Here is a 20,203-nt window from a genome sequence, read left to right as displayed (position 1 = left end):
AAATCAGGACAGAAAACGCAACCCTGCCTTCAACCAAAGGTGAAGGCGAAGGCCTGCACGCCGGGATCGAGGAACTGAATCTCGAAGGTCCGGTCGCGGACCTCGCCTTGCTGCCGGACCAACTGATAAAGCCGCTGTCCGGTCACAATCCCCTCGCCGTTAGCATCGGTATCGACGCCATGATCCGCGCCGGGCACGGCGCCATCAATCGTTACCTTGAAACGAACGGGCTTGCCGTCCGTTCCCGACCCGAGCACCAGATGCAGATCGCGGGCATGGAAGCGGTAACGGATCGCGCCACCTGCCCTGTCGAGCGCGGCATTCTCCGGATCGACGGTCCATGAGCCTGCAAGCGACCAATCGTTCAGCTTGAGAACGCCCGCCGCATAATCATGGCTTTCATCGCGTACCGCACCGCCCGGCGACATGAAGTTCTCGGCTCGGTCATAACCGAGATAGGTCTCGGGCGATTTGATGTTCGCCATGTCCGGCGCCGCTTCCGCGCCGGTGCCGCGCACGTCCGTCAGTTGCTCCGGAACATTCTTTCCTGCCTCGCGCAACAACTGCCGGATCACCTCCTCGGATTTGGCGTATTCGCCTTCGCCGAAATGGTGGTGACGGATGCGGCCCTGCGCATCGATAAAATAATGCGCGGGCCAGTACATGTTATCGAACGCGCGCCAGATCGCGTAATTGTTGTCGATCGCGACGGGATAATCAATCTTGAGATCGGCTACCGCCTTCTTGACGTTGGCTGGCTGTTTCTCGAAGGCGAATTCCGGTGTGTGCACGCCGATCACCACGAGACCGTCGTTCTTGTACTTCTCCGCCCACGCGCGGACATAGGGAATGGTGCGCAGGCAGTTGATGCAGGAATAGGTCCAGAAATCGACCAGAACCACCTTGCCGCGCAATGCTTCCGCCGTGAGCGGCTTTGAATTCAGCCATTCGACCGCACCGTCGAGCGAGGGCATCGTGCCCTCCACCGGCAAAGCCCTCGCACTCTCATGCGGTGCGTTCGCCTTCATCATCATCGACGGGTTCGGCTGCATGGCGCCGCCTGCAGGCGTCATCGCGGTGTTGTTCGGCCCGCGCATTTTGTCGATCAGCGTCTGCTCGACGGCAGAGGTCTGCGCCAGCGAGACATTGGCGAGATAATTGGTGTCGACGCCGAGCGCGATGGCGGCAACAGCCACGAGCACCAGCACGCCGAGGCCGCGCCGCACCCATTCGCCCGCGCCGAGCGAGCGCTTCATTGCGGCAAACACACGTCCGCCGACAAGGAGCGCCAGCGCCAGCGAGGTCGCAGCACCTGCCGCATAAGCCAGCAGCAGGAACGTGGTCTGGATGTTGGCGCCTTGCAGCGCGGCACCTGTCAGGATCAATCCCAGAACCGGCCCCGCGCAGGGCGCCCACAACAGCCCCGTCGCGACACCGAGCAGCAGCGAGGGCACGAAGCCACCCGACGAACCATCTGCCGATTGCGACAGCCGTCCGCCAAGAGCGACCAGCGGTTGCGTAACGCGATCCGCGATGGCGGGAAACAGCAGCGCAATGCCGAACAACGCGAGCAGCACCAAGGCGGCGATCCGGCCGTATTCGTTGGCCGCGACCGCCCACCCACCGGCAACAGCGGCGAGCGTCGCGACAATGGCGAATGTCAGCGCCATGCCGATCAGCATCGGCAGGCCGCTTTTCAGAAACGGCCGGTCGGCCCGGGCGAACACGAACGGCAAAACGGGAAGAATGCAGGGGCTGATGATGGTCAGCACGCCGCCGAGATAGGCCAGGACGAAAAGAAGCATTGTCAGGACTCGCGTTGATCGCACGGGCCCGTCACGACACCACATCCGTCACGGGCTTCGAAAGGTCTACGCGGGTGAGACGACGTGCGTTACACGCGGCCGATCACTCTCCCGTGGGCTCCTCGGGGGCAGGCTCCTCAGGATCCGGAAGCGGCGCGAGCGTCAGCTGCAGATCGTCGCCTGACTCCAGCGGCTCTTCGTCTTCACGCAGCGCCGGATCGTCCGACGGCGACGGCACGCTGAAGCCGGTCGGCAGACGGGTATCAAGCAGGCCCGAACCCTTCAGCTCGTCGAGGCCCGGCAGATCGCCCAGCTGCTCCAGGCTGAACTGGGACAGGAACGCTTCCGTGGTGCCGAAAGTCAGCGGGCGGCCAGGCGTCTTGCGACGGCCGCGTGGACGAATCCAGCCAGTCTCCAGCAGCACGTCGAGCGTGCCCTTTGAGGTGATGACGCCGCGGATTTCTTCGATCTCGGCACGCGTCACCGGCTGGTGATAAGCGATGATCGCCAGCGTCTCGATCGCCGCGCGCGACAGACGCCGGGTCTCGGTGCTCTCGCGCGTCATCAGCCACGACAGATCGGCGGCAGTGCGGAATGTCCATTTGTTGGCGACGCGCACGAGATTGACGCCGCGCATCGCGTAATCCGCCTGCAACTGTTCGAGCAGCGATTTCACATCCGCGCCGTCCGGCAGACGCTTGGCAAGCGAGGCCGTATCGAGCGGCTCGGTGGAGGCAAACAGCATCGCTTCGAGAAGACGCAGTTCTTCTGGACGCTGCGCCACTACAGGCGCGGAGGCTTCCGCCTCCGAAGTTTCGATGACCTCGTGCGCGGGCTCTGCCTCATGCGAAGACTCAACCGCCTGATGTGAAACTTCGGCCGTCTCGTGCGAGGATTCCACCGTCTCGTCGTGCGAAGGATCGTGGTCCTCGACGTGCTTGGTAGCCAGATTGGTGGCCATGACGGGCTCTCCTTCTTCCACTTACTCGATCGGGGCTTGCGGTTCGGGAGCACCCTGCCCGCCCGCATGCTTACGAAAATAGATCGGCGCGAATGCGTCCTGCTGATGAATATCGACCACGCCCTCGCGCACCAGTTCGAGCGCCGCTGCAAAACTCGAAGCCATCACCGTGGCGCGCTGCGAGGGATCGATCACGTAAGCGATGAGGTACTCGTCGAGCCGGCTCCAGTCCTCGGCGATGCCTGCCAGCCGCTCCAGCGAGGCACGCGCTTCCGCGAGCGACCAGACCGTACGGCGCGCCAGATGCACGGTCGCAAGCACGCGCTGCTGGCGCTGCGCGGCATAGGCCGACAGCAGGTCGTAGAGCGTCGCATTCCACTGCGGATGCTTGATCTGGGCGATCTGCTCGGGAAAGCCGCGCGGAAAGATGTCACGGCGCAGTTGCGGGCGCGTCATCAGGCGGTTCGAGGCTTCGCGGATCTGCTCGAGGCGGCGCAGGCGGTTGGCGAGCGCGCTCGCCATGTCCTCGGCGCTCGGCCCGTCCGGCGTCGGCGGCTCGGGCAGCAGCAGACGCGATTTGAGATACGCAAGCCATGCCGCCATCACCAGATAGTCGGCAGCGAGTTCGAGCCGCAGCTTGCGCGCGGCTTCAATGAAAACGAGATACTGGTCGGCGAGCGCGAGAATAGAAATCTTGGCGAGGTCGACCTTCTGCTGACGGGCAAGCGCGAGCAGAAGATCGAGCGGACCTTCATAGCCCTCGACGTCAACAACCAGCGCCGGCTCGTCCTGTGCGCGCTCGGCGTTGCCCGCAGGCTGTCCAGTCTCGAAGGATAGAATCTCGGCGCTCATGCGATCCCCGCCTGTGCGATCAGTTCATCAAGCTCCGCGCGCCCGGCGTCGGCTTCGAACGGCTGCGGCGGCTTGCGGGCGGCCAGCGCACGGTCAGCGCGCTGCAACGCCTTGCCCGTGAGCACGGGTGCTTCCGCGGCTACCGCGCGCATCTCGTCCATGTTGCCGTTGCAATGAAGCGCGACATCGCAGCCCGCTTTGAGGCTCGCGCGGGTGCGCTCGGCGATCGTGCCGCTCAGCGCATTCATCGAGACGTCATCGCTCATGAGCAAGCCTTGAAAATTCATCGCGCCGCGAATCACCTGATCAATGATTGTCGCAGAAGTGGTCGCCGGTTGGGCGGCATCGAGGGCGCTAAACACAACATGTGCGGTCATCGCCATCGGCAGATCCGCGAGGCGCGAAAACGCCACGAAATCGGTGCGCTCCAGTTCCGCGCGCGGCGTGTCCACGGTTGGCAGCCGCAAATGACTGTCGGCAGTCGCGCGGCCGTGGCCGGGAATGTGCTTCAGAATCGGTAAAATTCCACCGGCAAGCAACCCGTCAGTCACCGCGCGGGCGATGGTCGCGACCTTCTCCGGCGTCGTGCCATAGGCACGGTCGCCGATCACCGCGTCAGCCCCGGCCACCGGAACGTCGGCCAGCGGCAGGCAATCGACGCTGATGCCGAGCGCATCGAGGTCGGCCGCGATCAGGCGGGACGACAGCCATGCCGCCCGCAAGCCTCTTTCCGGAGACTGGTCATACAGTGCGCCGAACACGGCACCTGCGGGATAGCGCGGCCAGTGCGGCGGCCCCAACCGCTGCACCCGGCCACCTTCCTGATCGATCAGGACGGGCGCGTCGGGGCGGTCCACGGCGGTGCGCAACTCCGCAGCCAGAGCAGCGACTTGCGCCGGGTTCTCGACGTTGCGCTTGAACAGGATGAAACCCCACGGCTGTTCCGCGCGCAGGAACGCGCGCTCCCCGTCGGTCAGGACGGGGCCGGAAACGCCGGTGATGAAAGCTCGGACGGCCATCAGGGGCGATTAGCCCGTGGCCGCCTCAAGGGTCAAGGAAACGGCCGTTAATTCCTCTGGACGATGCACTTACCCCCTGCCGATTGCAGGTTCACGCAGAACTGGGTGGCTTCGTCAGTCGAGGCGAACGGTCCCACCAAGGCGCGGTAGTATACCCCCTTGGAACCGAGATCGGCCCGGCGCACGGTCGGATGCCGCGAGCCGAGGATACCCGGATACTTGCCCTGCAGGACCCTGTAGGAGGTCATGGCGTCGGCCTCCGAGCGCTGCGAGGAGATCTGGACATAGGAACCGGACACCGTGGGTACGCCCGCTGGGGCCGCCAGCGAGGCAACACGGGAGCGTGGCTCAGGCGCCGCCTGAGGCGAAAGGGCAAGCGGCGCATTCGAGGGAGCCGCCTGTGCGGCCGGAGCCCTTGCGGGCGTCGACTGCACCGGCGCGGGTGCAGGCGGAACAGCGTTTGTCTGCGACGTCACGTCAGTCTGGTCGGGACGGATGCTGACGGTGCGGATCCGACGCGGAACCTCGCCGCTGAGAGTTCCGTTGGCAACTCCGGGCCCCGTGGGTCGGGTCGCAGGCGAAACCGATGCGCCGGACGGTGGCGACGGGTTCTGGGTCAGCGGCGGAAACACCACCCGCGGCCCGCCGGAACGGGCGTCGACATCGACCGGCTGCTCCTCGCGGGACACCATCCGCTCGCCGGACTTGTCGCCGATGCGGTCGTAGATCTGCTTCTCGCTTGTCTGCTTTTCAGGAATGACCTTGTTCGGGCTGACATCGGCCTTGATGATCGGCGGCTCTCCGCTGCGCGGCGAACCCGCGATCGAGCGATAGGCATAGGCACCGGCCGTGCCGAGCACGGCGAGCGCAAGCACGGCCACGACCGTCATCATCCCGCCGCGCTTCGGCTGCTCCGGCTGGTCGGCATAACCCTGATCGTAGCCATCCTCGTCATAGCCCTGATCGTAGGCGGCATAAGGCGTGTTGCCCTGCCGGTGACGGGGCTGCTCACCGTAGAGAACCTGATCGTAGCGATCCTGACCCTGCGCATATTGAGGTTGATCGTATCCACCCTGAGCATAACCATCCTGCGCGTAGGCACCCTGCCCGTAAGCGTCCTGACGATAGGCGCCGTCGTCGTAATGGCTCTGGCCGCCCTCCGCATAGGAAGCCTCAGCCTCCTGCTGCGGCGAATCGAACCGCGAGGTTTCGTAACCGAGCCGGTAGCCGGAATGGCGATTGTAGGTGTTCTCCGGCATAGCGGCCGGATAGCTGTAATCGTCGTGCGCGGGTGCAGACTGCTGCGGCTCGGGATCGCGCGGACGCATCCAGGACGGCAGCGGCGGTTCGCCGTGATGGGGATCGTACCCCATATCGTCGTGCGGGTCGGGCTGATTGTCATAGCCCGGCTCCTCGTGAGCGGTGGCGGGCTCGGCAGCCTGCTGGCGACCAAAGTTCGAATACGGATCGGTCTGGCCGATCAGCCGGGCCAATTCGGCCAGCGGGTCGTCCGCGCCCTGCTGGGGCGCATGAGTGTAGTCCCGATCATCGGGCGGAAAAGGCCTGTCACGGTATCGTTCAGACATGTGATCTCGCATCCCCTGCGGAGACGGCAGACTCACGCAACATAATCCAGTTTGCCGTTCCTGGCTGCCGCCACATCATCCCCGAATGGGCAGACAGTCACCTTCATCGCATCTCGTTCGGAGCATGGACGCCGAGCACGGCGAGGCCGGATGCCAGAACCGAGACGACGCCTTGCACCAAGGCCAGTCGCGCAATGGTAATTCCAGCATCATTATCTATAATGAAGCGTAAATGAGGCGCATCGCGGCCCTTGGTCCAGAGCGCGTGGAACTCGCTTGCAAGATCATAGAGATAGAATGCGATGCGGTGCGGCTCATGAGCCAAGGCGGCCGCTTCCAGCGTGCGCGGGAACAAAGCAAGCTGGCGGATCAGCGACAATTCCACCGGATCGGTTAGCCGCTCAACATCAGCCGCGCCCAGCCAGGCGCGCCGCTTGCCGTCATCCTCAGGCAGATCGGGAACCGTGGCGCGGGCGTTTTTGAACACCGAGTGTCCGCGCGCGTGGCCGTACTGCACGTAGAAAACCGGATTGTCCTTGGACTGCTCCAGCACCTTGGCGAGGTCGAAATCGAGCACCGCATCGTTCTTGCGGAACAGCATCATAAAGCGCACGGCATCTGAGCCGACTTCATCCACCACTTCACGCAGCGTGACGAAGTCACCCGCGCGCTTCGACATTTTCACCGGCTCGCCGTTTCGCAGCAGCCGCACGAGCTGCACGATCTTGACGTCGAGTTCGCCCTCGCCCGCCGTCACCGCCTTGATCGCGGCCTGCACGCGCTTGATGTAGCCGCCGTGATCGGCGCCCCACACGTCCACCATATTGTGGAAGCCGCGGTCGAACTTGTTCTTGTGATAGGCGATGTCGGAGGCGAAGTAGGTATAGGAGCCATCCGACTTCTTCAGCGGTCGATCGACATCGTCACCGAACGCGGTGGCGCGAAAGAGTGTCTGCTCGCGATCTTCGTAATCCTCGACCGGCGCACCTTTCGGCGGCGGCAGGCGCCCCTCATAGACATCGCCCTTCACACGCAGACCCGCGATCGTCGCGCCGACCTGATCGGTGCCGCCCGCGATCAGCGAGCGCTCCGAAAAGAACACGTCATGCTTGATGTTGAGTGCCGCGAGATCACCGCGGATCATCTCCATCATCATCACAATGGCTTTGTCGCGCACGAGCGGAAGCCACTCAGCCTCAGGCTGCTTCGCGAGCTTGTCGCCATACTCGCGCGCGAGCGCGTCGCCGACCGGCTTGAGATAGTCGCCGGGATAAAGCCCCTCGGGAATTTCGCCGATATTTTCGCCGAGCGCCTCGCGGTAGCGCAGATGCGCCGAGCGCGCGAGTACATCGACCTGCGCACCGGCATCGTTGATGTAATATTCCTTGGTCACCGCATAGCCCGCAGACGCGAGCAGCGTCGCAAGCGCATCGCCGAACACGGCGCCTCGACAGTGACCGACATGCATCGGCCCGGTCGGGTTGGCGGAGACGTATTCAACATTGACCTTCTCGTCCGCACCGATCTGCGAACGGCCGTAGGCATCACCCGCCTGCAGCACTGTGCGCAGCGCGTCGAACCATGCCTCGTTCTTCAGCGTGAGATTGATGAAGCCCGGCCCCGCGACGCTCGCGGCCAGCACCAGCGGATCGGTCCGCAGCTTGTCGCTGATCCTGTCGGCGAGATCGCGCGGCTTCGCCTTCGCCTCTTTCGCCAGCACCATCGCGGCGTTGGTCGCCATGTCGCCGTGGGTCGCATCCTTCGGCGGTTCTACCACGACCCGCGACAGGTCGATGCCTTGCGGCAGCACGCCTTCGGTCATCAGATCGCGGCAGACGCTATGAACCCGGCCGAGAATATCCGCGAAAAGATGGGCCGGCTGGGTCGGGACGGACAACGCGATTCTCCTGTAACGGCGGCCATAATCGGCCAAATTCCCCTGCGCGCCTAACGCAATTCCGGGGTCGAGTCAAAAAGCCTCTGGTGCTCTGTAATGGCATAGCGGTCGGTCATTCCGGCGATGAAATTGCCGATCCGACGCGTGTCCTCCTCGTCGTCGCCAGCATCCCCATGCGCCCAATCGGAAGGCAGGTCGTCCGGGTGGCGGCTGTAGTGCGCGAACAGGTCCGCGACGACAGCTTCCGCCTCGATCATCACCCGCATCACGCGGTCATGGCGGTACATCCGGTCCCACAGGAATTGCTTGATCGCCCGGTCCGCGCCCTGCGCCTTCGGATTGAAGGCCGCCAGCGGGCCGCCGCCGTGGCGCACGTCTTCCACGGTTCGCGGCGCGGCCGATGCGATCCGCCGCATCGTTTCGGAGAACGCGGACTCAATCCAGTACGAGATCAGTTCGCGCACGAGTTCAGCGCCATGACGCGCCTCGTCGATGCCCGGAAAGCGCGAGAGAATCCGCCCATTGAGATCGGCGATCAGCGGGACGGCGTTGAGGTCGGCAATAGTGAATAGGCCCGCGCGCAGGCCATCGTCGATGTCATGGGCATTGTAGGCGATATCGTCGGAAATTGCCGCGACCTGCGCTTCCAACGAGGCATAGGACGACAGTTCGAGGTCGTGCACCGCGTTGTAATTCGTGATCCCCACCGGCAGACCATGGGATGCGTAATGCCCGAGCGGATGGCCATCGCGGCCAATGAGCGGGCCGTTGTGCTTGACGATGCCCTCGAGCGATTCCCAGGTCAGGTTCAGCCCGTCGAAGGCCGGATAGCGGCGTTCGAGCGAGGTGACGACGCGCAGCGACTGCGCATTGTGGTCAAACCCGCCTTGATCTTTCAGGCAAGCGTCGAGCGCACGCTCGCCCGCATGGCCGAACGGCGGATGGCCGAGGTCATGCGCGAGCGCCAACGTCTCGGTGAGATCCTCGTCCAGCCCCAGTTGGCGCGCCAGCGCACGGGCGATCTGCGCCACCTCCAGACTGTGGGTCAGCCGGGTGCGATAATGATCGCCCTCGTGGAAGACGAATACCTGCGTCTTGTGCTTGAGGCGGCGGAACGCGGTGGAATGGATCACCCGGTCGCAATCGCGGCGGAAAGCGCTGCGGTGGCGGCTTGGCGGCTCATCGAACCGGCGGCCGCGGCTCAGGTCTGGGTCGCAGCGGTAAGGTGCGGCAGGTGCCGCCCGCCCCACGGACATTGGGGACGCTCCTTTGGCGTTTGATTCTGGCGTGGTGAGTACTTAACTATGGACCGGAACAGATTCAAACTTCCGGATTCTGAGGGAGAGCGGACGTGACCGCGAATGTGACAATTTCCGAGCGGGCGGCGCGGCGGATTGGCGAAATCCTGAAAGGCGAAGGCGAAGGCGCCAAGCTCCGCATCAGCGTCGAGGGCGGCGGCTGCTCCGGCTTCCAGTACAAATTCGATATCGACAAGACCCAGGCCGAGGACGATCTGGTGATCGTGCGCGATAACGCCGTAGTACTGGTCGATCCCTCTTCGGCTCCGTTCCTCGCGGACTCCGAACTCGACTTCGTCGATGACCTGATTGGTGCATCGTTCCGCGTCAACAATCCGAACGCCACCGCCTCCTGCGGTTGCGGCATCAGCTTCTCGATCTGACGCCGCCCATGCGCATCGCGACATGGAACGTCAACTCGGTGCGCCAGCGCCTCGACCATTTGCTGACATGGCTGAAGGAGCGCGAGCCAGATCTGGTCTGCCTGCAGGAAATCAAATGCCTCGATGACGCGTTTCCGCGCGAGCCGATCGAGGCACTCGGCTACAACGTGGTGACTCACGGGCAGAAGACCTTCAACGGCGTTGCCCTGCTCTCCAAATATCGCTTCGAGGAAACCAAACCGCAGCTTGCGGGCGATCCCGAGGACCTGCACGCGCGCTTTCTTGAAGGCGTGGTGTCGCACAAGGACGGCACCTTCCGCCTCGCTTGCCTCTATCTGCCGAACGGCAATCCGGTGAACACGGAGAAATATCCGTACAAGCTGCGATGGATGGACCGGCTGATCGACTATGCGCGCGACCGGCTGAAATCAGAAGAGCCGTTCGTGCTGGCGGGCGATTTCAACGTCATTCCGACGCCTGCCGACGTCTACAATCCGCAGGCCTGGCTCGGCGACGCGCTGTTCCTGCCGCAGACCCGCGACAAATTCCAGACGCTGCTTAACCTCGGCCTCACCGATGCCTTCCGTGCAACCTCGGACGCGCCGCAGCAGTACACATTCTGGGATTATCAGGCCGGCGCCTGGCAGAAGAACAACGGCATCCGCATCGACCATCTCCTGATGTCGCCACCAGCGAGTGATCGTCTGCAGGCGGTCGGCATCGACAAGCATGTGCGCGGCTGGGAAAAAGCCTCGGATCACGTGCCGGTATGGGCGGATCTTAATTTTTAGGTGGAGCTTTCGCTCAGATCAGTCGCGGCGACCCTGCACCCAGCGCTGCAGCATCTGCAGGGCCATGGCGCGGTCGTCTTCGGAGGCCTTGGACAGCGCCTCGTTGTAGCTCTGGTGAATCCACTTCTCGTCCGGCGTGGCGCTTTCCTGCGCCAGCGTCAGCCACATCAGGCCGCGTGCAGCCTGCCGCTGCAGATGGTCGCCGTTGAACAGCATCTGGCCGAGAAGCGCCTGCGCCTCGTGCTGGCCCTTGTGGGCCGCGAGACCAAGCCAGCGCACACCATACTTCACATCGCGCTGGATGCCTTTGCCCTCGAGATACATCCGCGCGAGGCTGTATTGCGCCTCGGCGCTGCCGAAATAGGACGCGGCGTAAGAGAACATCTCCCGCGCCCGCTCCGGGTCGCGCTTGATGTTCGAATTGGCGATGCCGGTGATGTAGTAGCGGCCGAGCGCCACGAACGCGTTGGCCACGATGTTGGCCTGCGGCGCTCCCGGATTGTCTTCGGCGTGTTGGTTGGCGATCCGGCTGAAATAATCGAAGGCGCGCAGATCGTCGCGCTCGACGCCGACGCCATCGGCGAACATCTTGCCGAGTTTCCATTGGGCGGCGGCATGGCCGTCTTCGGCGGCATATTGCAGGGCGGTCAGCGCGTTGCTGTTCGGCGGCAGGGTCTTCTTTACCACCGCGACGCCGGACGACGTGGTCACCGCTCCGAGCGGGGCGGTCGCACCGTCAGGATCGACCGTGCCATCGAAAGCGTAGGTCCGCGTCATCGCAAAAACTGCGATGGTCGCACACGCGGTCAAGACGCAACCCTTAAATATCCGCATAGCAACTCTTTTCACCCGCCCGTCCTGGGTGGGTCACCGCGCCCTTGACCGCAGGTCCGACCTGCTGGGCATACTTCCAGAGTGCCCCGGAACCCGTGCCGGTTTCCCGCGGTTTCCAGGCTTTCCGCCGCTCGGCCAATTCAGCGTCACTCAACTTCACATTGAGCGCCCCGGCCTCGGCATCAAGTTCGATAATGTCCCCATTTCGGATAAGGCCGATCGGCCCTCCGACTGCAGCCTCGGGGCCGACATGGCCGACGCAGAAGCCGCGCGTCGCGCCGGAGAAACGGCCATCCGTGATGAGCGCGACCTTGGCGCCCATCCCCTGCCCGTAAAGTGCAGCGGTAGTGGCGAGCATCTCGCGCATGCCGGGGCCACCCTTAGGGCCCTCGTAGCGGATGACGATGACCTCGCCTTCCTTGTAGGTCCGTTTCTCCACGGCCTCGAACGCGTCCTCTTCGCAATCGAAGACACGCGCCGGACCGGTGAACTTCAGGACGGACATTCCAGCCACTTTCACGATCGCGCCGTCGGGAGCGAGGTTGCCCTTCATGCCCACGACGCCACCGGTCACCGTGATCGGCTTGTCGGCGGGGCGCACCACATCCTGATGCGGATTCCATTTCACGCTGGCGAGGTTCTCGGCAATCGTCCGCCCGGTGACCGTCATGCAGTCACCGTGCATATAACCGTGATCCAGGAGCGTCTTCATCAGCAGCGGGATGCCGCCAGCTTCGAACATGTCTTTGGCTACATAACGGCCGCCCGGCTTCAAATCCGCGACATATGGTGTCTTTTTGAAGATTTCGGCCACGTCGAACAGGTCGAATTCGATGCCGCATTCATGCGCGATGGCGGGCAGATGCAGCGCCGCATTGGTCGAGCCGCCGGAGGCCGCGACCACGGCGGCAGCGTTTTCCAGCGCCTTGCGGGTGACGATGTCGCGCGGGCGGATATTCTTGGCGATCAATTCCATGACCTTCTCGCCGGCCGTCGCGCAGAAGGAGTCGCGGATTTCGTAAGGAGCAGGAGCGCCCGCCGAGTACGGCAGCGCGAGGCCGATCGCCTCGGAGACAGTCGCCATGGTGTTGGCAGTGAACTGCGCGCCGCAGGCACCCGCCGAGGGGCATGCCACGCGCTCGATTTCGTCCAGGTCGGCGTCCGACATCTCGCCGACCGAGTGCTTGCCGACGGCCTCGAACATGTCCTGCACGGTGACCTGCTGGCCGCGGAAATTGCCGGGCAGGATCGAGCCGCCATAGATGAAGATCGAGGGCACGTTGAGACGGCACATCGCCATCATCATGCCCGGCAGGGACTTGTCGCAGCCCGCGAGCCCGACCAACGCGTCGTAGGAATGGCCGCGGATGGTGAGTTCGACGGAATCGGCGATCACCTCGCGCGACGGCAGCGAAGACCGCATGCCCTCGTGTCCCATGGCGATGCCGTCGGTGACGGTGATGGTACAGAACTCGCGCGGGGTGCCACCAGCGGAGGCGACGCCCTTTTTCACGGCCTGGGCCTGGCGCATCAGCGAAATATTGCAGGGCGCGGCCTCATTCCAGCAGGACGCCACGCCGACGAACGGCTGGTGGATCTGCTCGGTGGTGAGGCCCATGGCGTAGAGGTAGGAGCGATGGGGGGCGCGGGCCGGACCTTCCGTCACATGACGGCTCGGCAGTCTCGCCTTGATGTTGGTCTTCGCGTCCATTTCAAAACCTTCGCCGCGGCAGCCCTTTCGCTCAAAACCCCTAAAAACAGCGGGCTTTCGCAATCTTCACGCGGCGGACTAACGCATCCACGCTACATGAACATGATTTCATGGAGGCGTGTGGCCAAATCGCGGCGCGCGCAAGGGGTTACTACGACGAGGGTTAAATGTTCAAAAACTGTGGCGGCTTCGCAACATTCGTTGCACCGGCGCCACCCTGCCAGCGTGCGGTGCAGCGCGTCACCATGCTCTATCGCGCTTCTATTATCGCGGAGCGACCCTGCCGGTCGCCTTCAATCGAGCCGATCTGACCCAGCCAGAGACGTCCTCGCCCGTTCGCGGGTTCAAATACATCACGGACGACCAGCCATCGGCAGACCGAGCGTAGGCAATCAACGCATCTTTTGGGACAACGAAAACGCCGTGCATCGGGCAACGGTTATTGGGAGCCGAATAGAACTGCAGCCGCCCGGCACCGGTAACGACCGCGCTTTCAGGCGGCGAGAACAGCGGGATCTGCCGGGTCCCGGTCTTTGGCTCCCGGCAATGTTCGTCCGCAAGGCCGGCCCGGACGAGCAGGCCGGACCAGACCACAACCGCTCCGATCGAGAGCATTCCGATATGGCGCCTGCGCAAGCGTCCCGCTCCTATCCCGGAAGGGACCGATAGAATTTTACATATTCAGGACGCGGCCATAGGCATCCAGCACGGCTTCCTTCATCGTTTCCGAGATGGTCGGGTGCGGGAAGATGGTGTGGAAGAGCTCTTCCTCAGTGGTCTCGAGGTTCATCGCCACCACGAAGCCCTGGATCAGTTCGGTCACTTCCGAGCCGACCATATGCGCGCCGAGCAACTGGCCGGTCTTCTTGTCGAAGATCACCTTGACCATGCCCTGGTCTTCACCCTGCGCGATTGCCTTGCCGTTGCCGACGAACGGGAAGCGGCCGACACGGATGTCCTTGCCCGCCTCCTTCGCCTTAGCCTCGGTCAACCCCACTGACGCGACCTGCGGGTGGCAGTAGGTGCAGCCCGGGATCATGAGCTTGTCCATCGGGTGCGGATGCAGGCCCTTGATCGCCTCGACGCAGATGATGCCCTCATGCTCGGCCTTGTGCGCCAGCATCGGCGGGCCGGCGACGTCGCCGATAGCGTAGATGCCGGGCACGTTGGTCTTGCCGTAACCGTCGATCACGATGCAACCGCGGTCGGTCTTCACGCCGAGCTTCTCCAGCCCGAAGCCCTCGATGTTGCCGACCACGCCGACGGCGGAGATCACGCGGTCCACGGTGATCTGTTCAGTCTTGCCCTTGCCGTCGTCGATGGTGGCGGTAACGCTATCGGCCTTCTTGTCGAGCTTGGTGACCTTCGCGCCGGTGAGGATCTTGATGCCCTGCTTCTCGAACTGCTTGCGGGCGAAGCCTGCAATCTCGGCGTCCTCCACCGGCATGATCTGCGGCAGCACCTCGACCACCGTCACCTCGGCGCCGAGCGTGCGATAGAACGACGCGAATTCAATGCCGATGGCACCGGAGCCGACCACCAGCAACGACTTCGGCATCTTGTCGGGGTTCATCGCCTCGAAGTAGGTCCACACCAGTTTCTTGTCGCCTTCCAGCCCCGGCAGCACACGCGGACGCGCGCCGGTGGCGACGATGATGTGCTTGGCCTGATAGCTGCCCGCGCCGAGTGCGCCCTTGGGTGCAGCGGCCTCAACCTTCTTCACCGAGAACTTGCCGCCGCCTTCGAGCGTCGCCTCGCCCCAGATGATCGTGATCTTGTTCTTGTTCATCAGAAATTCGACGCCGCCATTGAGGCGTTTCACCACGGCGCGCGAGCGCGCGATCACCGCCTTGGGGTCGAACGAGACGTTGTCCGCCGACAGGCCGTAATCCTTGGCATGCTTCATGTAGTGGAAGATTTCCGCCGAGCGCAGCAGCGCCTTGGTCGGAATGCAGCCCCAGTTGTTGCAGATGCCGCCGAGATAGGCCTTCTCGACGATCGCAGTCTTGAAGCCGAGTTGGGCTGCACGGATGGCGGTGACGTAACCGCCGGGACCCGAGCCGATGACAACGACGTCGAATGAGGTATCAGCCACGGGGCTCTCCACTTGCAATCAAGTTAAGTTGTGCTGTCTTTGGTCTCCCATAACCCACAATCGCAATCAAGACAGGTCGCAGGGCTTGCGCTGCAAAACCGCGCGGTTTGTAATTATCGCAATAACAAAACCGTCTGGGGGAAATGTCATGATCCGAGTTGGAAGCCTGCTCGCCGCTGTCGTCTGTCTTGCGACACAAACAAGCGTCGCCTCCGCCGCCGAACTGAAGGTTTACTCCACCATCGGCGTACAGGCCGCCATGGAAGAACTGGCACCGGCGTTCGAAAAGCAGAGCGGCGACAAACTCGTCTTCACGTTCAATACCGCCGCTGCCCTGACCAAACGCATCCAGGCCGGCGAGCACGCCGACGCCATGATCCTGACCCGGCAAAATCTCGAAACGCTTGCCAAGGAGAACAAGGTGTCCGGCCACATCACGCCGGTGGCAAGCTCCGGCATTTCGGTGGTGGTCAAGAGCGGCGCGCCGAAGCCAGACATCTCGACGCCGGACGCGCTGAAGGCGACGCTTCTGAAGGCAAAGACCATCGCCTATTCCAATCCGGCGGCGGGCGGCGCGAGCGGCGTCTATGTCGGCAAGATGATCGAGCGGATGGGCCTCACCGATCAATTGAAGGATAAAATCCGGCATCCACCGGCGGGCGGCAACGCAGCCCATCTGGTTGCGAGCGGCGAAGCCGAACTCGCGATCCAGCAGACGCCGGAAGTGATGTCGGCCAAAGGCGTCGATCTGGTCGGCCCGCTTCCGGGCAACCTCAACAACATCACGCATTTCGCAGCTGACGTCAGTACCGCTCCTACGGCGAAATCCTCCGCGGAAGCCTTCATGAAGTTTCTCACCTCGCCGGAAGCCGTGAAGGTGTTCAAGGCCCGGGGGCTGGAGCCGGGTTAGCACTCTACTTCCCGTAATAATCCTGCACGGTCTCCCACGCGACGTTCTGCAGGAAGGCGGCGGTCTTGTCGTCGAGACCGGCGTGGTACGGATTGCCGACCGGCGAGCGTTGATAGACGGAGGCCAGCACCGTGCAGGCCGCGAGATACGTGCCCGCCAGCGTCGGATGGCGCTTGTCCTCGACATTGAGAACGAGATCGGGCTGCTCCTTCTTGGCGCGGGCGAAAGCAAGACCGGCGGGGATCACCAGCATATTGTTGGCGTTGCCTGCCGTGGTGTAGGCCTCCGCCAGTTGCTCGGTCATCTCCGGCATGTCGGCGTAGGCCCATGACATGAACAGTACCGGGTCGGCACCGTGCTTGCGCACGATCGCCGCATCCTTCGCGGCAGCCTCGGTGAAGAAAGGCTTCAACTGCGGATGCACCGGGCACTGGCTGCAATCCATCATGATAGCCGCGTCGAACTTTTTGTTGCGCGTGTTCATCACGACCTTGTTGCCCGGCGCGAACGAATAGGACGCCATGCCATCGGCGGAGAACAGCGACTCCACATCGTGCCAGTTCAGTCCAGATCCGCTGATCGTCGCAGAGGTCGCGAGATAATGCGCCGAGGGGTCGGCGGCATTCGCGAGCTTCAGCACATGATTGTGCAGGCTGTTGTTGTAGTAGAAAAAGCTGTTGCCGATGTAGAGCACCGTCTTCGGCACCTCATCGAGCTTCGCGACCTTCGGATTCACCTGCGCCTGCGCGGCGGTGAATGACAAGGCCAGCATGGCTGCCAGCATCCAACGAACATTTCGCATCATTGCCGACCTCGCCATCACGGGCTCGCCGCCCTTTTTGAGAAGATAATCGCCTATACCTGCGCCGCCTCGCGGGACACGAGCGCGCGCCGCACCATCCACCACTGGGAAATGATCACGACCCAGAACGGAATCGAGAGCAGCACGGCGCTACCCAGTTGGAAGGGAATCTGCGCGCGGGGAGAATTGCCCGCCGCAAGACCCACGACAATGAGCACGACCGGAACCAGCATCAGCAAACGCAGCGCGTAGAACATGGCCTCGCGCCACTGTTTCCGTGTTGCGGCGACAACAAACACCACGGCACCGAGGCCCGCGTAAAACGGCGTCAGCATGAATTGCTGCATCCCGCTCAACGCGCAACCCGCCTGCCAGCAGGCCACGAGCGAGGATAGCGCCACCGCCACCACGCCTCCGAGAAGCGCGGCAACGATGGCTGCAATAATGATCGTGCCCAAAAGCTTCATGAGTGTCTCTGGGTGTGAGGCACGCGCCTCACACCACCATCATGACCGGGTTTTCGATCAACAGGCGGAATGCGCTGAGAAGCTGCGCGCCAAGCGCGCCGTCCATTGCGCGGTGATCGCAGGTCAGCGTCACCGTCATGATGGTCGCGATCTCGATCTTGCCGTCGCGCACCACCGGCCGCTGCTCGCTCATACCGACCGCGAGAATGGTCGACTGCGGCGGGTTGATGACGGCGGTGAACTGCTTCATGCCGTACATGCCAAGGTTCGACACTGCAGTGCTCGCGCCCTGATATTCTTCCGGCTTGAGCTTGCGTGCCTTCGCTCGCGCGGCGAGATCCTTCATCTCGTTGGAAATCGTCGCCACCGACTTGGCATGCGCGCTGCGGATGATCGGGGTGATAAGTCCGGTCGGGATCGACACCGCAACCGACACATCCGACACCTTATGGCGAAGCATCGCTTCGTCAGTCCAGGTTACGTTGGCATCGGGCACACGCTGCAGCCCCATTGCCAGCGCCTTGATGACGAAGTCGTTGACCGAAAGCTTGTAGGCGGGCTTGCCGTCCTTGTCCTTCGGCGCGAGACCGTTGATCTCCTCGCGTGCGGCGACAAGCTTGCCGATGTCGCAGTCGCAGGTGAGATAGTATTGCGGCACATCGCGATCCGACGCCGAAAGGCGCTGCGCGATGACCTTGCGCATCTGGTCGTGCGGGATAGCTTCGTAATTGTCCTTGTTGAACAGCGACAGAATCTGCGCGTCGCTCGGCCCCGGTGCGTAGGATGGCGCAGCAGCACCACCAGCGGTGGCAGGCTTCAGCCCCTTGCCGGACTTCGCCTCGTCGATATCGCGGGCGACGACGCGGCCGTGCGGGCCGGTGCCAGTGACGCGTGACAGATTGATGCCTGCTTCTTTCGCCAAACGGCGCGCCAGCGGCGAGGAGAACGTTCGTGCGCCGTTGCTGTGAGCCTGTGCAGGCTGCGGTGCAGCCGACGCGGTCGGCTTTGCGGCAGGCGCGGGAGCCGGAGCAGTGGCAGGCTTCGGTGCTTCGGCGGCTTTCGGTGCCTCCGCAGCCTTCGGCGCCGGTGCGGAAGCGCCCCCACCGCTTGCGGCAGCTTTCACGTCCTCGCCATCGCCGGCGAGCACGGCAATCACCTGATTGACCGGCACGTCGGCGGTGCCTTCCGGCACCAGGATTTTCGCGATGGTGCCCTCGTCCACCGCCTCGACTTCCATCGTCGCCTTGTCGGTCTCGATCTCGGCGATCACGTCGCCGGATGAAACCTTGTCGCCCTCTTTCTTGAGCCACTTGGCGAGGTTGCCCTTTTCCATCGTTGGCGACAGGGCAGGCATCAGAATGTTGATCGGCATGACCGGACCCTGCCCTTAGCGATATGAAACGGCCTTGGCGGCGGCGACAACTTCCTCCACCGTCGGCAATGCGAGCTTTTCGAGATTGGCTGCGTAAGGCATCGGAACGTCCTTGCCCGACACGCGCGCGACTGGCGCATCGAGATAATCGAACGCATGCTCCATCAACCGCGCGGCGATCTCGGAGCCGACGCCGGACTGCTGCCAGCCCTCTTCGACCACTACCGCACGGCCCGTCTTCTTCACCGAAGCGATCAGCGTCTCGGTGTCCATCGGACGGATGGTGCGCAGGTCGATGACCTCAGCCTCAATGCCTTCCTTGGCGAGTTCCTCGGCGGCCTTCAGCGTCCAGATCATCGCATGCGACCATGCGATCAGCGTGACATGCTGACCCTGCCGCGCAATGCGCGCCTTGCCGATCGGCAGCACGTAATCGTCGAGCTTTGGCACTTCGAAGCTGTGGCCATAGAGAATTTCGTGCTCAAGGAAGATCACCGGGTTTGGATCGCGGATCGCCGCCTTCAGGAGGCCCTTGGCATCGGCCGCAGTGTAAGGTGCGATCACCTTGAGACCCGGAATCTGCGAGTACCACGCAGCATAGTCCTGGCTGTGCTGGGCAGCGACGCGCGCAGCCGAACCGTTCGGACCACGGAATACGATCGAACAGCCCATCTGTCCGCCGGACATATAGAGCGTCTTGGCGGCCGAGTTGATGATCTGGTCAATCGCCTGCATGGCGAAGTTAAAGGTCATGAATTCGACGATTGGCTTCAGGCCCGCCATCGCAGCGCCGATGCCGACGCCAGCGAAGCCGTGCTCGGTGATCGGCGTATCGATCACGCGCCGCGCGGAGAATTCCTGCAGGATGCCCTGCGTAATCTTGTAGGCGCCCTGATACTCGGCGACCTCCTCGCCCATGATGAAGACGTCTTCATCGCGGCGCATTTCCTCGGCGATGGCGTCGCGCAGCGCGTCGCGCACTGTCATCGTCACCATCTCGGTGCCCGCCGGAATGTCGGGATCGGGAGCGGCATGGCTGGCCGGTGCGGCAGGCACGGCATCCGCCTTCGGCGCAGGCGCTTCAGCAGCGGGCGGCGCAGATTCTGCGGCCTTCGGTGCGGGGGCTGGCGCGGCAGGAGCCTTGCCGAGATCGGCTGCGCTTTCGCCGTCAGCCAGGATGGTGGCGATCGGCGTGTTGACCGCGACATCGGCCGTGCCTTCCGGCACGAGAATCTTGCCGAGCGTCCCCTCATCGGTCGCCTCGACTTCCATCGTCGCCTTGTCGGTTTCGATCTCGGCGATCACGTCACCGGACTTGATGGTGTCGCCTTCCTTCTTCAGCCACTTGGCAAGGTTGCCCTTTTCCATCGTGGGCGAGAGCGCGGGCATCAATACTTGAATTGGCATGGTCGGTGGCTCG

18 protein-coding genes are annotated in these 20,203 nt (G+C 63.4%); 3 read left to right on the top strand and 15 right to left on the bottom strand.

The window, feature by feature from the left end; all coding sequences use genetic code 11:
• Positions 1–29: 29 nt before the first annotated feature.
• The 7 genes from HMPREF9697_RS03210 to HMPREF9697_RS03180 all read right to left on the bottom strand — a co-directional run bounded on the left by HMPREF9697_RS03210 (position 30) and on the right by HMPREF9697_RS03180 (position 9,376).
• Positions 30–1,805, bottom strand: coding sequence for a cytochrome c biogenesis protein DipZ (locus HMPREF9697_RS03210; protein ID WP_002715714.1), 1,776 nt, complete (start codon positions 1,803–1,805; stop codon positions 30–32).
• A gap of 103 nt (positions 1,806–1,908) precedes the next feature.
• Positions 1,909–2,766 (bottom strand): SMC-Scp complex subunit ScpB, encoded by an 858-nt coding sequence (gene scpB / locus HMPREF9697_RS03205; RefSeq protein ID WP_002715713.1) that lies wholly within the window; start codon positions 2,764–2,766, stop codon positions 1,909–1,911.
• A gap of 21 nt (positions 2,767–2,787) precedes the next feature.
• Positions 2,788–3,618, bottom strand: a complete 831-nt coding sequence (locus HMPREF9697_RS03200; protein WP_002715712.1) for a segregation and condensation protein A — start codon at positions 3,616–3,618, stop codon at positions 2,788–2,790.
• The gene (nagZ, locus tag HMPREF9697_RS03195; protein ID WP_002715711.1) at positions 3,615–4,637 is read right to left on the bottom strand and encodes a beta-N-acetylhexosaminidase; all 1,023 of its coding nucleotides are present in this window, start codon (positions 4,635–4,637) and stop codon (positions 3,615–3,617) included. Before nagZ ends, HMPREF9697_RS03200 begins: the two co-directional genes overlap by 4 nt.
• A 47-nt stretch (positions 4,638–4,684) precedes the next feature.
• Entirely contained in the window at positions 4,685–6,223 is a 1,539-nt protein-coding gene (locus tag HMPREF9697_RS03190) for an SPOR domain-containing protein (RefSeq protein WP_002715710.1), read from the bottom strand.
• 103 nt (positions 6,224–6,326) lie between these two features.
• Positions 6,327–8,120 (bottom strand): arginine--tRNA ligase, encoded by a 1,794-nt coding sequence (argS, locus tag HMPREF9697_RS03185; RefSeq protein ID WP_002715709.1) that lies wholly within the window; start codon positions 8,118–8,120, stop codon positions 6,327–6,329.
• A gap of 50 nt (positions 8,121–8,170) precedes the next feature.
• Positions 8,171–9,376: a deoxyguanosinetriphosphate triphosphohydrolase gene (locus tag HMPREF9697_RS03180; RefSeq protein WP_002715708.1), complete on the bottom strand. Its 1,206-nt coding sequence runs from the start codon at positions 9,374–9,376 to the stop codon at positions 8,171–8,173.
• A 95-nt stretch (positions 9,377–9,471) separates the two neighbouring features.
• Between HMPREF9697_RS03180 and erpA the strand changes: the two genes are divergently transcribed.
• Both erpA and xth read left to right on the top strand, forming a co-directional pair.
• A complete protein-coding gene (erpA, locus tag HMPREF9697_RS03175) occupies positions 9,472–9,801 on the top strand; it encodes an iron-sulfur cluster insertion protein ErpA (protein WP_002715707.1) in 330 nt (109 codons plus the stop codon).
• Positions 9,802–9,809: 8 nt separating this feature from the next.
• Complete coding sequence (xth, locus tag HMPREF9697_RS03170) at positions 9,810–10,592, top strand: exodeoxyribonuclease III (protein WP_002715706.1); 783 nt, start codon at positions 9,810–9,812, stop codon at positions 10,590–10,592.
• 18 nt (positions 10,593–10,610) lie between these two features.
• On the opposite strand, the gene HMPREF9697_RS03165 is transcribed toward xth, so the two are convergent.
• The 4 genes from HMPREF9697_RS03165 to lpdA all read right to left on the bottom strand — a co-directional run bounded on the left by HMPREF9697_RS03165 (position 10,611) and on the right by lpdA (position 15,232).
• Positions 10,611–11,426: a tetratricopeptide repeat protein gene (locus tag HMPREF9697_RS03165; protein ID WP_002715705.1), complete on the bottom strand. Its 816-nt coding sequence runs from the start codon at positions 11,424–11,426 to the stop codon at positions 10,611–10,613.
• Positions 11,413–13,137 (bottom strand): dihydroxy-acid dehydratase, encoded by a 1,725-nt coding sequence (ilvD, locus tag HMPREF9697_RS03160; protein ID WP_002715704.1) that lies wholly within the window; start codon positions 13,135–13,137, stop codon positions 11,413–11,415. The genes HMPREF9697_RS03165 and ilvD overlap by 14 nt, the downstream gene beginning before the upstream one ends.
• A gap of 264 nt (positions 13,138–13,401) precedes the next feature.
• Positions 13,402–13,773 carry a hypothetical protein gene (locus HMPREF9697_RS03155; protein ID WP_002715703.1) on the bottom strand — a complete coding sequence of 124 codons (372 nt, stop codon included), beginning with the start codon at positions 13,771–13,773 and terminating at the stop codon, positions 13,402–13,404.
• 37 nt (positions 13,774–13,810) lie between these two features.
• Positions 13,811–15,232 carry a dihydrolipoyl dehydrogenase gene (lpdA, locus tag HMPREF9697_RS03150; protein ID WP_002715702.1) on the bottom strand — a complete coding sequence of 474 codons (1,422 nt, stop codon included), beginning with the start codon at positions 15,230–15,232 and terminating at the stop codon, positions 13,811–13,813.
• A 148-nt stretch (positions 15,233–15,380) separates the two neighbouring features.
• On the opposite strand from lpdA, the gene modA reads away from it, so the two are divergent.
• Entirely contained in the window at positions 15,381–16,142 is a 762-nt protein-coding gene (gene modA, locus HMPREF9697_RS03145; RefSeq protein WP_002715701.1) for a molybdate ABC transporter substrate-binding protein, read from the top strand.
• 4 nt (positions 16,143–16,146) lie between these two features.
• Here modA and HMPREF9697_RS03140 read toward each other — a convergent pair whose 3' ends face one another.
• The 4 genes from HMPREF9697_RS03140 to HMPREF9697_RS03125 are packed head-to-tail and all read right to left on the bottom strand — an operon-like array spanning position 16,147 to position 20,190.
• Positions 16,147–16,947: an SGNH/GDSL hydrolase family protein gene (locus HMPREF9697_RS03140; RefSeq protein WP_002715700.1), complete on the bottom strand. Its 801-nt coding sequence runs from the start codon at positions 16,945–16,947 to the stop codon at positions 16,147–16,149.
• Positions 16,948–16,997: 50 nt separating this feature from the next.
• Positions 16,998–17,411 carry a hypothetical protein gene (locus tag HMPREF9697_RS03135; protein WP_002715699.1) on the bottom strand — a complete coding sequence of 138 codons (414 nt, stop codon included), beginning with the start codon at positions 17,409–17,411 and terminating at the stop codon, positions 16,998–17,000.
• A 28-nt stretch (positions 17,412–17,439) separates the two neighbouring features.
• Positions 17,440–18,783 carry a pyruvate dehydrogenase complex dihydrolipoamide acetyltransferase gene (locus HMPREF9697_RS03130; RefSeq protein WP_002715698.1) on the bottom strand — a complete coding sequence of 448 codons (1,344 nt, stop codon included), beginning with the start codon at positions 18,781–18,783 and terminating at the stop codon, positions 17,440–17,442.
• A gap of 15 nt (positions 18,784–18,798) precedes the next feature.
• Positions 18,799–20,190, bottom strand: coding sequence for a pyruvate dehydrogenase complex E1 component subunit beta (locus tag HMPREF9697_RS03125; protein ID WP_002715697.1), 1,392 nt, complete (start codon positions 20,188–20,190; stop codon positions 18,799–18,801).
• Between the last annotated feature and the right edge of the window lie 13 nt (positions 20,191–20,203).

It is taken from the genome of Afipia felis ATCC 53690 (genome assembly GCF_000314735.2).
Classification (GTDB): Bacteria; Pseudomonadota; Alphaproteobacteria; order Rhizobiales; family Xanthobacteraceae; genus Afipia; species Afipia felis.
The sequence above is the reverse complement of the archived record's forward strand: the minus strand, read 5'-3'. Positions and strand labels throughout refer to the sequence as shown.